The organism is Chlorogloea sp. CCALA 695 (genome assembly GCF_003003885.1).
In the GTDB taxonomy this organism is placed as follows: Bacteria; Cyanobacteriota; Cyanobacteriia; order Cyanobacteriales; family Chroococcidiopsidaceae; genus Aliterella.
In genome coordinates this window covers 31961-46437 of sequence record NZ_PVWN01000034.1, presented here as the reverse complement: position 1 = coordinate 46437, position 14477 = coordinate 31961, and the positions used below count along the sequence as shown (strand labels likewise).

Genomic DNA, 14477 nt, shown 5'->3' with positions numbered 1-14477 from the left:
AAGGAGCTATTGATTAAAAAGTTAGAAACCTTGCTACCAGAGGAGCAAGAAAAAGTTATTGAGTTTGTTGATTTTTTGGAATTTTCTCGTCACGTTAAAGAGCGGCAATTATTACCCAAGGATACGGCAGTTTCGCCTCTTGGAAACCGCTTACGAGAAATTCGCGCAGAAATTATTGCCTCTGGAGAACCATTGCTAACGCCTGAAGAAGCTGACTGCGAGAAAGCTGAACGACGCGGTGGATATCAAGGAAATTAAACTAATGATTCGTACTTTTATTGACTCAGGGGTGTTAATCTATGCAGCACGGGGAGAAGATGCAATCGCAGAAGCAGCACTGCAAATTATTGAAGATTCCACTAGAGAACTTGCTTCCAGTATATTTTTGAAACTGGAAGTTCTACCCAAAGCAATTTTTAATAAGCGCGAAAAAGAAATTCGCTTTTATGAAGCATTTTTTAGTGCTGTTCCTTACTGGGCGACAGATGTAGATTTAATCATTCATAATGCCGATCAAGAAGCGAGTGAGTTTGGCTTGGGAGCAATGGATGCTTTGCACGTAGCCGCCGCCGTTTCTATCGGCGCAACAGAATTTATCACTAACGAAAAGCCTAATAAGTCTATTCACCGCACTCAAAGTATTCAAGTTATCTCTATTCATTCCGATTCATGACCTACCCCAAACGCCTAATCGAAGTTGACCTGCCCATCAAGCGCATTTCTGCCCACGCACGGCGAGAAAAATCAATTCGTCACGGGCATATTTCGACGCTGCATATCTGGTGGGCGCGGCGACCTTTGGCGGCTTGTCGGGCGGTAATTTGTGCATCCCTGTGGATCGATCCGGCTGACCCGTTGTGTCCACAGGAATTTAAAGATAAAGCGGCAGAAATTATTACAAAGTTTGCTGAAAAAGCCGCAACGGATGAAGGGTTAGCAAATCACTGTTCGTCAGAAAATTGGAGTAAGTGGAAGGCATTAGTAAAGCCAGAAAATCAGCTTGATACTGATAACTTGCAGCACTTGATCGCGTTGCGCTCTTTACTATTAGATTTCATTGCAGACTTTGCCAACTGGGATAATTCTACCCAAAGTGACTATTTAGAGACAGCACGGGCATTGACCCAGGCAGCACACGAAGCTTTAGGTGGTGAAGTTGGAACGCGACCATTAGTAGTTGACCCATTTGCGGGAGGTGGTTCGATTCCTTTAGAAGCACTTCGGGTAGGTGCAGATGCTTTTGCCAGCGACCTCAATCCGGTGGCAGTGCTATTAAATAAGGTGGTATTGGAATATATACCCAAGTATGGGCAGCGCTTGGCAGACGAGGTACGGAAATGGGGTCAGTGGGTTAAAGAAGAAGCTGAGAAAGAGTTAGCAGAATTTTACCCTAAAGATACTGATGGCAGCACGCCGATTGTTTACCTATGGGCAAGGACAATTATCTCTGAAGCTCCCGATGATGGTACGGGCATTCCTGTGGAAGTACCGTTGATGCGAAGTCTTTGGTTAGCGAAGAAGGCTGGTAGATATAAGGCTTTGCGCTGGGTACGGAATAAGCAGGGCATTGTCGAAACTGAGACAGTGGAAGTAACTTATGCCGATGGAGTAACACGCAAAGTGCGCCGTCCAATATTAGAGATTTTTGAGCCGAAAAGTGAGAAAGAAGTTGAAAAAGGAACAGTGGCAAGGGGTTCGGGAACTTGCCCTGTAACCGGGTACACAACGCCTACGACATCCACAAGAAGGCAGTTAAAAGAGCGTAAAGGTGGAGCAAATGATGCAAGGCTTTTTTGTGTTGTACTTACAAAGCCGAGTACACAAGGCAGATTTTATCGCTTGCCAAGTTTGAAAGATTTAGAAGCGGCTAACAAAGCAGTCATAGCACTAAGAGAATTAGAAAACTTAGATTCTATAAATTCCAGGCAAATACCCCTGATTCCTGATGAGCCAATATTTAAAGAAGACGCAAGAAATTTTTGGGTCACTCAATACGGAGCAGAAAGTTTTGGAAACCTTTTTACCCCACGTCAACTATTAGCATTGGCTACTTTAGCAAAGTTGGTAAAGCATTCTTATATTCAAAAATTTAGGGAATCCAAAAGTGAAGAAGATTTAGAAAATGCAATCCAAACTTGCTTAACCTTTGCGGTAGACAGGCAAGCCAATACTTTAACTTCTTTATCAAAGTGGAATAATGGCAGAGAAGTTGCAGATGGTCTTTTTGCAAGGCAAGCTATCCCCATGCTATGGGATTTTGCTGAGTGTAATTCTTTTTCAGGTTCAGCAGGTGACTTAGATGGTGCATTGACATGGATTATTACTGTTTGTGAAACAAATTCTGTCATAAAAAATGTAGGACAAATTGAGCAAACTTCAGCTACTAACCTTTACTATTTTCCCGACGATGCCGCTCATTTCCTATGCTCAGATCCACCTTACTACGATGCTATTCCCTACGCCGATCTCTCTGATTTTTTTTATGTGTGGTTAAAACGTACTCTATCTTCTAATCTTGCCACAAACTTCTCCAGCAAGCTAACTCCAAAAGATGAAGAATGTGTTGTAAATTTGGCAGCAGGAAAAAATAAAGCTTTTTTTGAGCGCACAATGGGAAAAGCAATGGCAGAAGGAAGGCGGGTAGTCGCACCTAATGGCATTGGTCTAATTGTTTTTGCTCACAAATCAACAGCAGGTTGGGAAGCACAGTTACAGGCAATGATTGAAGCAGGTTGGATTTTTACAGCTTCTTGGACAATTGATACTGAAATGGGGAATCGTCTCAGAGCCATAAACTCCGCCGCCCTTGCTTCCTCCGTTCACCTCGTTTGTCGCCCTAGAGAAAACCCTGATGGCACATTACGCGAAGAAATTGGTGATTGGCGCGACGTTTTGCAAGAACTGCCGCAACGCATTAAAGAATGGATGCCACGCTTAACCGAGCAAGGCGTAGTCGGAGCCGATGCCATTTTTGCTTGCTTGGGTCCCGCCCTAGAAATTTTCTCCCGTTATTCCAGCGTTGAGAAAGCAAGTGGTGAGATTGTCCCATTACGCGAATACCTTGAATATGTCTGGGCAGCCATTTCTAAAGAAGCACTCAGCACCATCTTCAAGGATGCAGACACCTCCAGCTTTGAAGCAGATGCCCGTCTCACCGCTATGTGGTTATGGACTCTATCGGCTGGCGATGGAGACACATCTAAACTACCCGCACCAGAAGATGAAACCGAGGAAGATGAAGAAGATAGCACTACTAAGAAAGCAAAGGTAACAGGCTTTGTTCTTGAATACGATGCTGCCCGTAAAATCGCTCAAGGACTCGGCGCGAACCTCGAAAACCTTACCCACTTAGTTCAAATTAAAGGTGATAAAGCTCGTCTGCTACCTGTCAAAGAACGCGGTGCTTACCTGTTTGGTAAGGAAAATATCTTCCCAGATGCCACTATCAAGAAAAAAAACAAAGGTAATAAACAACTAACACTTACAGGTATACTCCCAGACCTTCCTGAAGACGAGCATGGCGAAATCAAACTTACTCGTATTGGCGAAACCGTCTGCGACAAAGTACACCAGGCAATGTTGCTATTTAACTCAGGACGTAGCGAAGCACTCAAACGCTTTTTAGTTGATGAGGGTATCGGCAGCGATAGTAAGTTTTGGCAACTAGCTCAGTCCTTTTCAGCCCTCTATCCTGTAGGTTCTGACGAAAAGCGCTGGGTAGATGGGTTGCTGGCTCGGAAAAAAGGATTAGGACTGTAGGCAGCGAACAATTGATTTCAAACTTTATAAACAAATCACTTAAATTTAAGAGTATAAATAATGGCACTCAAACCTTGGTACAAAATTGAGGGACTTACCCCCCGCGAAGACTTACGCGAGAATCGCCCCCTTGATGCTTCAGAATTTGCAGTTAACCTAGATCACGTCCGCGAACATCGCGCCCCTAGCGATTACCAAGACCCAGAAAAATTCTTTAGCCGCACTTACCTTACCTGTTGGTTAGCGGAATTTTCTGGGCAAGTCATCCGCCGTTTATCAGGAGTTAAAACCGAAGCCAACGCCGTCTATAATCTAGCAACTCAGTTTGGGGGCGGTAAAACCCACGCTCTAACCTTGCTCTACCATCTGGCACAAAACGGACAAGCTGCTAAGTCTTGGACTGGCGTTAATAAAATCCTTGCTCAAGCAGATATTAAAACCTTACCGACGGCGGCGGTCGCTGTATTTGTTGGGACAGAATTTGATTCCATTACAGGTCGAGGTGGCAATGATGGCACTCCCTTACGCAAAACGCCTTGGGGTGAAATTGCTTTCCAGTTAGGTGGTGAAGCTGCTTTTGCAATTGTTGCCGAACACGATGCTCAATTTATCGAACCCAAAGGTGATGTTATTCGCGCCTTTTTGCCTAAAGATAAGCCCTGCTTAATATTGATGGACGAGATTCTTAATTACGTCTCTAGTTACCGCAGTAAAGGCTACCATGATCGCCTTTACAACTTTATGCAAGCATTGTCGGAAACGGCTAGAGGTGAAGATAATATCGTTTTAATTGCCTCTATTCCAGCTTCAGTGATGGAATATACTGCCGCCGACGAGCAAGACGAGCAACGCTTTAAAAAAATGCTCGACCGCTTGGGTAAAGCCGTTGTCATGTCCGCCGAAGCAGAATCCTCTGAAATTATTCGTAGAAGGCTATTTGAATGGGACGATGGGGCAGTAACACCAGACGGTAGAATTATGCTGCCCAAGGATGCGATCGCAACTTGCCATCAATACGCCGATTGGGTATTAGAAAATCGCAGCCAACTTCCTAGCTGGTTCCCCATCGACAATGCCTACGAAGCTTTTGCCGCAACCTATCCCTTCCACCCTACTGTACTATCAGTTTTTGAGCGCAAGTGGGCGACGCTACCTAGATTTCAACGAACGCGCGGTATCCTGCGCTTATTAGCTCTTTGGGTATCCCGTGCCTATCAAGAAGGCTTCCAAAATAACAACAAGGATGCGCTAATTACATTGGGCAGCGCTCCACTCGACGACCCAATGTTTCGCTCGGCAGTATTCGAGCAGATGGGTGAAAATCGTTTGGAAACGGCAGTTACTACCGATATTTGCGGTAAAAAAGGTTCTCACGCTATTCGGTTAGATGCCGAAGCCCAAGACGAGATTAAAAAAGCTAGACTGCACCGCAAGGCAGCTTCCACTATTTTCTTTGAGTCCAATGGCGGCGTAGTCCGGGCAGAAGCAACTTTACCAGAAGTAAGGTTAGCAATCGCTGACCCCAACTTAAATATTGGTAGCGTTGAAATTGTCCTAGATACGCTGCAAACTGATTGCTATTACCTCACTGTTGAAAGTACCAAATATCATTTTAGTTTGTCGCCAAACTTGAATAAGATTTTGGCAGACCGTCGCGCCAGCGTTCAACATGAAAGTATCAGCGTTCGCGTTCAGGCAGAAATCAAAAAAGTATTTACTCGCGTTCCTGGCGTAGATGTCCGCTACTTTCCCGAACAATCAGGCGATATCCCTAATACCCCATCGCTGACTTTAGCTGTATTAGCAAGCGATCGTTCCAAAGAAGACCCAATAGTTGAGAAGATTATCCGAGAATCTGGGACGACTGACCGTACTTACAAGAGTGCCGTCATTTTTGCGATCGCTAATTCGGAAAATGTATTGAGAGATGAAGCTCGTAAAGTCCTGGCTTGGGAGGATATTCGGGAACAAGAATGGGACAATTTAAACGAGGTACAAAAACGACAGCTTGAGGAAAACCTAAAGAGAGCTCAACGCGATGCGATTGAATCTGTATGGCGTACTTACAAGTATATTGTCTTATTAGGTAAAGGTAATACGCTTCGTACCGTTGACCTGGGCTTGGTTACGTCTAGTAGTGCGGATGCCTCGAAGTCGATGACGGCGATTATTATTAATCGTTTGAAGATGGAGGACGATATTCAAGATAGTATCGCCCCCCGCTTTTTGTCGCGTAATTGGTCGCCTGCCTTCAAGGAATGGAGTACCAAAGCTATCCGCGATGCCTTTTTCTCCTCCCCCAGCTTCCCCCGGTTGCTCAATGCCAATGCGATTAAGGAAACTATTGCTAAAGGTGTTAAAGAGGGAGCTTTTGCTTATGTAGGTAAAGCATCTGATGGTAAGTACCAACCATTTTACTTTCAGGAAAACAGCCTTGGGGCAGATACCGTTGAAATCTCTGACGATATTTATCTAATCAAAGCGGAAGATGCCGAGCAGTACAAAAAAGAGCAAGCTGACCCACCGCGCTTAACTACCTTAACTATTTCTCCAAACACTGCTATCTTAGATCCTTACCAGGGGCAGACGTTCACTGTGCAAGGATTTGACCAGCACGACCGAGATATTAAGATTGCTGAAGTTTTGTGGACGGCGACCGGGGGTAGTATCGATTCCCAAGGGACATTGGTTGCTGGAGAAGTAGAGGGCAATTTTACAGTTACAGCGACCGTTGGTGCAATTTTATCTTCCATTAGCTTTAACGTGAAAAAAGTGCTTGTTATTGACCCTGATGTTGCAGATCCCGATGACAAAAAAATAATAATACCTCCACCATCTCAACCTCCTTCGCCTCCTCAAACCAATCAGCTTACCTGGTCTGGACAAGTTGCGCCGCAGAAGTGGACACAGTTTTATACGAAAGTGCTGTCCAAGTTTGCTGCTAACAAGGACTTAAAATTGAGGCTCAAAGTAGAGGTAGTTGTAGATGGTGAAGTTTCTGAGCAAAGACTTGAAGAAACAAAGATTGCTCTGCAAGAACTTGGCTTAGATAATGATGTGCGATCACGTTATTAGCCTTAAGCCAGCTTTCGTTAAATTGCAACTAATTGTGGGGCAATTCTATACAAAGCATAAGCTAGATGAATTTCTTTGGTTTTAATTAATTAATGACTCATAACTCATTTTATGCCATCACTTAAGTCCAATCTGTCACTTGAGGTAGAAGACTTTGATAAGTATCAATGGATGGAGATACTGAACCAAGTAAACCTCAAGCAATGCCAAAATTATCACGAAGAATTTCGAGCAATAGCCAAAGATTGTCAATTATCTAGTGACACGTTGGGGCAAGAAGTTTTTAATTTTTTGAGTGAAATTACCTCAATTTTTATAGAGCCTTTTAGTTTGAAAAGTACGTCCATTGTAGAAGGAACTCTATTAGAAGTGTTATGCGATAATCAACTAGCTTTGTTAAGAGAGTTAATTGTAACGGTAATCGATCCTGAAATGCGGGCAAGGATCGCTGATATTCTCTGGATTTGTAAAAGAGATCCAGAGAAAGACAGACCAATTAAAATGGCTAAAATAGCTGTAGAATCTTATCTCCAATCAGCTAAAAATCTTGAATCCACAGAAAATTGGATGACTTGTTATGAAAGGCTACAGCGAGCAGCACAATTAGCTTGTTTAGTTGATGGAAGAAAAAGTACAGAGATGCGCTGTACAGTCATTGCTCACATTGAGCAACTTATAGAGCGTTATGTAGTGGTAGAAGATGAGTTTGTAACTGGTAGTACGATGCAGATACTTCAAAAGGAGTTAAGCAAAAGTCTCAGTTCTATTAAGAATGATCTTCCTAGCTATGCAGCGAAATATGCAGTCCTTGCTGCTCAAAAGGCACTTTTTGCGGAAAAAAGTCTTGACTATCACCAAGCTTTTTGTCAAAAGACGGCGTATAGACAGATAGAAAGTGAGTGGTACAAGATAGCTAAGGATAAAGAGGCTGAACGTAATGCAAGGTTGCAGCTAGGAGAAGTAGAGGTTTGGTACGCTCAACAGGCATTCATTGGTAATGAGCATAATACTTACGCTGTAGCTGCTGGACGAATTGAAAATGCGATCGCACTTTTTGAGAAAATCGAAGATACCTTTGGCAAGAGCCAAGATACTTCTGAACGTATACAAAATTTACATAAACAGATGCTTGCTTATCAAAAACAATCAATGTCCCAAATGGCTAATATTGCTATTGCTAAACCAGATGATTTCTATGATCCAGAGATGCAACAAGTAGCAAAAGAGTTAGTTAAAGAAAAGACTCTTCGTGATGCTTTATATTCTTTAGCGTTTGGATATAAATTAATTCGCAGCGTTGAAGAGATCCAAACACAAGCAAAACAAGAAATGGAATCCTACAAGTTCTATCATTTATTTCCGACAGTTTTTGTTGATCAAGAGGGCAAAACGAAAGCTTTAGACGGGCATGGAGACGATATTTTAAAAAACAGAATGTTCAGGAATGCCAAATTTTATCAAGCTTGGTATGGATTAAATTTTATTGTTCCAGCTTGCCATCAAATTTGCTCTGAACACAGTGTAACTTTAGAAAATTTATCTTTTGTTGTCTATGAAAATTCATTTATTCCAAAGGGTCGTGAACTTCTTTACGCCAGAGGTTTAATAGCTGGTTTGCAGGAAGATCCTGTAATTGCATCGCACTTGCTGATCCCGCAGTTAGAAAATTCTCTGCGTTATATTTTGAAGCAGAATGATTTTATCACCTCCAAAAGGGAACCCATTCAAGATGATCTCCTTCTTCATGAAGTTTTGAATGCGCCTGATTTAGTGCATATTCTGAATGAGGACATAATTTTTACTTTGAAGTGTTTGTTGGTTGAACGGATGGGATCTAATCTCAGGAATGAGATTTGTCATGGTTTATTTAATTACAATCGTTTCTTTACAACCGAGTTAGCATACCTTTGGTGGTTAGCACTGTATTTGTGTCTTGATCCGACTCGCAAATAGTGGGTTGATTCTAATTGAGGAGAGGATATGTCTAACCTTAAGCTAATATACTGCATGACTCTACAGTTGATGATTTGCGCCCAAAAGATAACACAGCTAATACCTCGGATTCTCGTATTTGTTCTAGGTAAGTTACAGCTACTCGGATTCCTATCACTTTCAACTCCTTAGACGCTTCTCAGCAAACTGTGATCGCACAATCTCCCCACGACTGAATCTGATGGTAATATTCGTAGCCGATGCCGCGATTTGCCCCTGTAACTAAATAAGTTGCCATAGAACTCGTTATTGCCTGACCGACTTTTTCCTACAATAGCGTGATCGCATAAAAGACAATTAATAGTAGTAATTAAACCCAACCTAAAGCTGAATCTCGACTTTGTGTAAAAATTATGCAACTAAAAACTTTTTTACTTTTTAATCTAGGTAACTTAAGATTGTAGAAAAATAACTTTTTTTATCTCAAATAATTCAATTATGATTTCACAAAGCGTAATCTAGGCTTACGCCTTTTTAAGCCCCCACCTATTAAGGATTGCAAAAGTTCATTATATGAATGAATCAAAGGTGAATGACCCCGGCAAATTAGACAGTAGCAAGCGAAAAAGTTGGTTTGAAAAAGGTAAATCTTTTGGATATATAAGTTCTTATTTCGAGGAAGCAAAAAAAGAAATTCGGATCGCCTCTGGCTTTTTTACTATGAGAGGTTGGGGCTTGCTAAGAAAATTCACTAAGAACAAACAAGTTTATCTTTTAGTTGGTCTTGACGATCCAGGTGAAGACCGGGCGCGTAAAGCTTTAATTGATGAAATTATGCGCGATTTACGTACTGGTTTGGATCGAGAGCGGCGACAAACCGTATTCGATCTAGTAGAGAAAATGAAAGCTGGTCGCTTTCATCTTGTAGATGCCAGGGCTACAGATCATCATGCCAAACTCTATATAGTTGATTGCACGGTCGCTATCATAACTTCGTCTAATTTAACGGAAAGCGGTTTGAAGAAGCGAATAGAGGATGGCAACATTATGGATGATAAGAGCGAGGTTGTAAAACTTGCCAAGGAGTTTGATGATTACTTCGCTCAAGCTGTAGACATTACCAGAGAACTACTAGAAGCATTACAGCGATGGCTACTGCTTGTTCGTCCTTGGGATATTTATCTAAAAACTATGTTGGCTCTGGAAGACCTCCAACCTATTAAAGTTAATTATAAGAAACAACCTGTCAGTTACCAGGTTGATATGATTGCTCAAACACTGCGCCAAATCCGCGAGTTTAGAGGTTCAATGCTTGTCGCATCTACTGGGCTTGGCAAAACCGTCGTGGCGGTTCATGTGGCATTACATCTTCGTCAAGAAGACGAGATCCAGAACGTTATGGTTGTTGGACCAAAGGCAGTACGCGAGAACTGGGAGGACGAAATGCTTAACGCTGGTCTGCCCTGTGTCTATTTTGTCCGTCAAACTTTGGATAAGAGTAGTTCTGCCCACGATAATCAACTTACGAGATTTGAAAAAATTGTGGCAAATAGTCATGAGCAGTCTTGGTTACTTATTATTGATGAAAGTCATCAGTTTAGAAATCGTTACCAGCAAGATTTGTTTAATCTTAAAAAACAGCCAGCCGAAGCTAAAGCATTTGCTAGATTGAAAACACTTTTTCAAAGTCATCTTAATCTTAAGGTTTTGCTATTAACTGGCTCTCCTTATGCAAAAGACATTGATAATATTAATAGTCAATTATTTTTACTACCTCATACATCTGAAAACCGCGCTTTATTGCCAGAATTTATTGATGATGCTTGCTCGTGGCACATTAACAAAATTGATGAATTTATTGATCTGGATGTCGCTTCCCAACTAACTACTCCTCACGTAGCTAAACATTATGGGCAAGTTGAGGGAAAAGAAATTTTTATCAAGTTTGGTGAAGAAAAGCGCTATATTCCTAAGCTTAGACTACACAGTATTAGTTTTCCTTTGTTTTTGGAGAAAGAATTAACTTCTGCTATAAGTGAGGGCTACTTCGAGCTAGCAGCTAATCCAATGTTGCGAAAAAGTATAGAAAGAGTAGTCAAAGTAGCTTGGGCAAGCTCACCATTGGCACTTCGCGGAGCAATTGAGCGGGTTATGAACACGCCCAATGGAGTTAATGGATACAATCTTGGGAAATCTCATTTTAAATTCCCCCAAGAGCAGCGACAGCAAGTTTTAGTTCCCATATTAGAAAAGCTGTTATTAGAAAGCTTTGCAAGTGATATTAAATTACAAGCTCTTTGCCATATTCTGCGAACTCTTGAGCTTAAAAAGGAGAAAGCTATTGTGTTTTGCGAAAGACGGGCAACTGTTGTTTATCTCAAACAAGCACTAAATGAATTGATCCCTTCCCTGCGAGTAGCTGCCACTATTAATGAGAGAGAAAGTGATTATCAATTAAAGGAAACGGAAGAAATAGAGAAACTAATTAAACGATTTGCACCATTAGCTAATGATACCGTAGTTGAAGACAAAGAAAATTATGACATTTTTCTTTCAACAGATGCTCATGGAGTAGGGGTCAATATGCAAGATGCATCTGTAGTTATTAACTATGACATTGATTGGACTCCTATTGGTCCAATTCAACGTGCTGGTCGCGTCCTACGATTCTGCAATTACCCGCGACTTGTTGAAGTATATACATTTGTTCCTACTTTAGTAAAGCAGACAAATATTAAGTATGAGTTGCTAAACATCAATCAACGCTGGGAGAATCTTATAAATCGTCATGGAGAATCTAAAAAGTTAATTGATTTACCCGTTTTAACTATAAGTAATACACAAGAAATCAATATGCCAGACATGGCTTCTCAGGTGAAAATCCAATCGGCTCAACTAGATATAGATGATTTAGCCGATCTAGATATCTCACCCTACTATCAACACACAGCAAAATTACAGATTCATCGGGATTATGCTAAAAGCATTCCTAACGACATTATCAGCGCCAAAATAACTCAAGAGCGCATTCATTCTATTTATGTTTTGCTCAATTACGGAGGGAAGTATCACGGACTTATTTACAAACCTGAAACTCAACACTTGCACGAGCCAACTGTAGTTAAGCTCCTCGATCTAATTGCTTGCGAAGAAGATACCGAAACTGCCTCTGTTGACTACGACTATATTGAGGAGTTAAGTAACGATTGCATACTTGCCTGGTGCAACAAACAGGGTATTAAATCCGAAGATGTAGTTAGGGAATGCGCTTTGTATCTCAAACCAGTGGATGAAGGCGATCGCTTTGGTGAGTGGTTAAATACCCAACATTAGCTAGTTTTGTCTAAATGGCGCTTACTCTTTAATCTGAGTTAATCTGGGCCGCATTAGTGTCTAGCAAATTCAGCCAGGTTTTGATTTCGCTGATGTTTAACTGGAGTACCTTGTTGATCGCCCGTTAAAGCAATAGTTACCTTCAGGAATTCTCTGTTAAATAACCTCATAAGTGAATATGTATCATGGAGCTAAGGCTAATTATAACGTCAACTTATTTCCTACGGGCAAACGCTGACTAGATTGTACGCACACGGAGCAAATCAGCAATTTCAGCAGCTATCTCTTTTACAGTGTGCGTTGCTGTGCTTCTTGCAACCTTATCAGCAAGGGAAGGACTGTAATCTTGAACTTCCTGTTTTGAGATATTATGCCAAATTGGGAGTAAAATCTGCTCTCCACTTATAGTGCGAGTGACGATGCCATCAAGTTCGTAATTTGTCCAACCCTTACCAATAAACGACTGAGAAAGAACAACCAGCCCAACACGACTCTTAGCCAAGCCACGATCAATCTTCCTCCTCAAGCTATCGCCAATTCTTAACTCAAATTCATCGTACCAGACCCGAAGATTTTCAGAGACTAAAGCCTGAGCTAGAGGTCTTACGATAACTTCCTTGTCTTCAGAAGCATGAGAAATGAAAACATCGTACTCTTTTCGGCTGTCAGGACTATCAACAGATAGGTCGTCCTGAACCAGACTAGGGATAGAAGATAGCGGAACTTCGCGCAGTTCTGGTAATAGACTCGGCAAAATACGGGCTGAAGAGCGAACTTGACCTTGCAAACCTTGCATATCTACTACAATATGCCAATTATCAGAATTTGGAATTGCAAGTTTAACAGGAGATTGTTTTGCAAGTCCGCCATAATAACGATGCGGTTTTCCATTCTTGTAATTGCTCAAATTCGAGCTATTAACTAATCGGATATTTGCTGCATTCCCTGAAAGAGTAACCTCAGCAATTTCGCCATTTTTCCTGTAACCTAAATCATAATGGGTAAAGTGCATACTCTTTAATATAATCTCAACTATAAGACTCAGGCAATTAAAAAATTACTTTTCGTAGTCTGCGATCATGCAGAAGAAATTGAGCAAGTAATTTTGTCTGATTCAAAGCAAATCTCGTCAGAGAATTCCTTGCCCAAGTAATTAGAGGAACTAAATAATTAGCAATCTTTGTTGGACTGTGATAACACTGAGCCTGCAAGACTTTTTGTATCCTCACTGTACTTAGGGCTTTGAAGCACTTTAGAAGCTACAGCTTCCATTTCTGAACCTGTCTGCTTACTTGAATCAGCCTGAGAAAGAACTGATCCGGCTAACTTCTTAGCAATCTGGGAAGAATTTTTATCATTTAGCGTTTGTGCTGCTTGGGTTATTTTTTCTTGAGATGATGTTTTCTTGTTTTTAGACATTTTTTCCTTTAATAATATTGATTATCCTAACTTTATTATATGCTAACTTTAAATTATTGAAATTAAATAGAAAATGAATTAAATCACAAACTAATAGAGCCTTTAAATATTGCGATTTCATACAAAAAAACATTTAATGAACGGGTCATGACAAGTAGCAGAACAAAAAAACGAGTCAAAACTGAAATATTTATCGTTATTGAATTTCAGCTATTGGAAACAGGAGCTTTGTTATAACTATTGATCGTTTAAAAATCTGGGTTTTATCATGTATACCGACAGACCTCACCTTAAAACAAGAATCTTGAATGAAGTAGAAGTACAAAAAATTATGCTAGGGGAGGCACGTTTACCTTTTGATCTGGGTAATCTAAGATTATGAAGAAATGGAAGTTTAATTTTAAGTGATTTACGATTCCGCAGAGCGAACGCTCAAGCCATGCTAATTCCCCTTACCACCTTCCCAATATGGCAACTAAAGTTATTACCAATGACAACTATGTCCTGTGTCGCTGTCTGTAATGGTGTTGCCATGAAGCTTTATAATCCGGACTGCGAACAACCAAGTCAGATTGATAATGCAAGTGCAGTAATTTAAACGTTTTTCCTTATGCCCAAAATTCCCGCTTGCGAAATCTGCCTCATGTGCGCCCACGATCCATCGTTGGTGTGTGCGGTTCACCCTTACGGACAAAACAGCGATTTCTGCCCAGATTTTCGACCCGACTTGACGCGCGAGAACAAGCGCTTCCAGGATTTTCTGGGATTGCAACGCTAGCAGCCAGAAAATAGTGACGAGCCATTTAGCAATCCTTTCGCTCTAAATCCTGATGAGGAACAGTGGCAGCCAGAAGGAGCTAGTTACTACAACGGCGACTTAATCCTGCAACCCAAACAGCAACGAACGAGAGAGGAGCAGTTGTGGCTGCTAGGCAATCACCCACTTTTTACAGGTATTT

At 41.3% G+C, this 14477-nt stretch carries 9 protein-coding genes; 7 read left to right on the top strand and 2 right to left on the bottom strand.

The window, feature by feature from the left end:
• The 6 genes from C7B70_RS16225 to C7B70_RS16195 all read left to right on the top strand — a co-directional run.
• Positions 1-258 (top strand): hypothetical protein (locus tag C7B70_RS16225; protein WP_106370051.1); only part of this gene is annotated, 258 nt, incomplete at its 5' end.
• A 4-nt stretch (positions 259-262) separates the two neighbouring features.
• Positions 263-673, top strand: coding sequence for a PIN domain-containing protein (locus tag C7B70_RS16220; protein WP_106370050.1), 411 nt, complete (start codon positions 263-265; stop codon positions 671-673).
• On the top strand, positions 670-3759 hold the full coding sequence (locus C7B70_RS16215; protein WP_106370049.1) for a DUF1156 domain-containing protein: 3090 nt from the start codon (positions 670-672) through the stop codon (positions 3757-3759). Before C7B70_RS16220 ends, C7B70_RS16215 begins: the two co-directional genes overlap by 4 nt.
• A 60-nt stretch (positions 3760-3819) precedes the next feature.
• Positions 3820-6834 carry an ATP-binding protein gene (locus tag C7B70_RS16210; protein ID WP_106370048.1) on the top strand — a complete coding sequence of 1005 codons (3015 nt, stop codon included), beginning with the start codon at positions 3820-3822 and terminating at the stop codon, positions 6832-6834.
• 111 nt (positions 6835-6945) lie between these two features.
• Entirely contained in the window at positions 6946-8787 is a 1842-nt protein-coding gene (locus C7B70_RS16205; protein WP_106370047.1) for a DUF4209 domain-containing protein, read from the top strand.
• Between the two features lie 552 nt (positions 8788-9339).
• A complete protein-coding gene (locus C7B70_RS16195; RefSeq protein WP_106370046.1) occupies positions 9340-12099 on the top strand; it encodes a helicase-related protein in 2760 nt (919 codons plus the stop codon).
• Between the two features lie 238 nt (positions 12100-12337).
• On the opposite strand, the gene C7B70_RS16190 is transcribed toward C7B70_RS16195, so the two are convergent.
• Entirely contained in the window at positions 12338-13111 is a 774-nt protein-coding gene (locus C7B70_RS16190; RefSeq protein WP_106370045.1) for a DUF1883 domain-containing protein, read from the bottom strand.
• A 158-nt stretch (positions 13112-13269) separates the two neighbouring features.
• Positions 13270-13518, bottom strand: a complete 249-nt coding sequence (locus C7B70_RS16185) for a hypothetical protein (protein WP_106370044.1) — start codon at positions 13516-13518, stop codon at positions 13270-13272.
• A 643-nt stretch (positions 13519-14161) separates the two neighbouring features.
• Between C7B70_RS16185 and C7B70_RS28410 the strand changes: the two genes are divergently transcribed.
• Positions 14162-14296, top strand: a complete 135-nt coding sequence (locus C7B70_RS28410) for a hypothetical protein (RefSeq protein ID WP_255409346.1) — start codon at positions 14162-14164, stop codon at positions 14294-14296.
• The last annotated feature ends 181 nt before the right edge of the window (positions 14297-14477 follow it).

Coding starts and splice junctions, on each gene's coding strand:
- C7B70_RS16220 (WP_106370050.1), top strand. CDS start 263: ATGATTCGTACTTTTATTGACTCAGGGGTGTTAATCTATGCAGCACGG.
- C7B70_RS16215 (WP_106370049.1), top strand. CDS start 670: ATGACCTACCCCAAACGCCTAATCGAAGTTGACCTGCCCATCAAGCGC.
- C7B70_RS16210 (WP_106370048.1), top strand. CDS start 3,820: ATGGCACTCAAACCTTGGTACAAAATTGAGGGACTTACCCCCCGCGAA.
- C7B70_RS16205 (WP_106370047.1), top strand. CDS start 6,946: ATGCCATCACTTAAGTCCAATCTGTCACTTGAGGTAGAAGACTTTGAT.
- C7B70_RS16195 (WP_106370046.1), top strand. CDS start 9,340: ATGAATGAATCAAAGGTGAATGACCCCGGCAAATTAGACAGTAGCAAG.
- C7B70_RS16190 (WP_106370045.1), bottom strand. CDS start 13,111: ATGCACTTTACCCATTATGATTTAGGTTACAGGAAAAATGGCGAAATT.
- C7B70_RS16185 (WP_106370044.1), bottom strand. CDS start 13,518: ATGTCTAAAAACAAGAAAACATCATCTCAAGAAAAAATAACCCAAGCA.
- C7B70_RS28410 (WP_255409346.1), top strand. CDS start 14,162: ATGTGCGCCCACGATCCATCGTTGGTGTGTGCGGTTCACCCTTACGGA.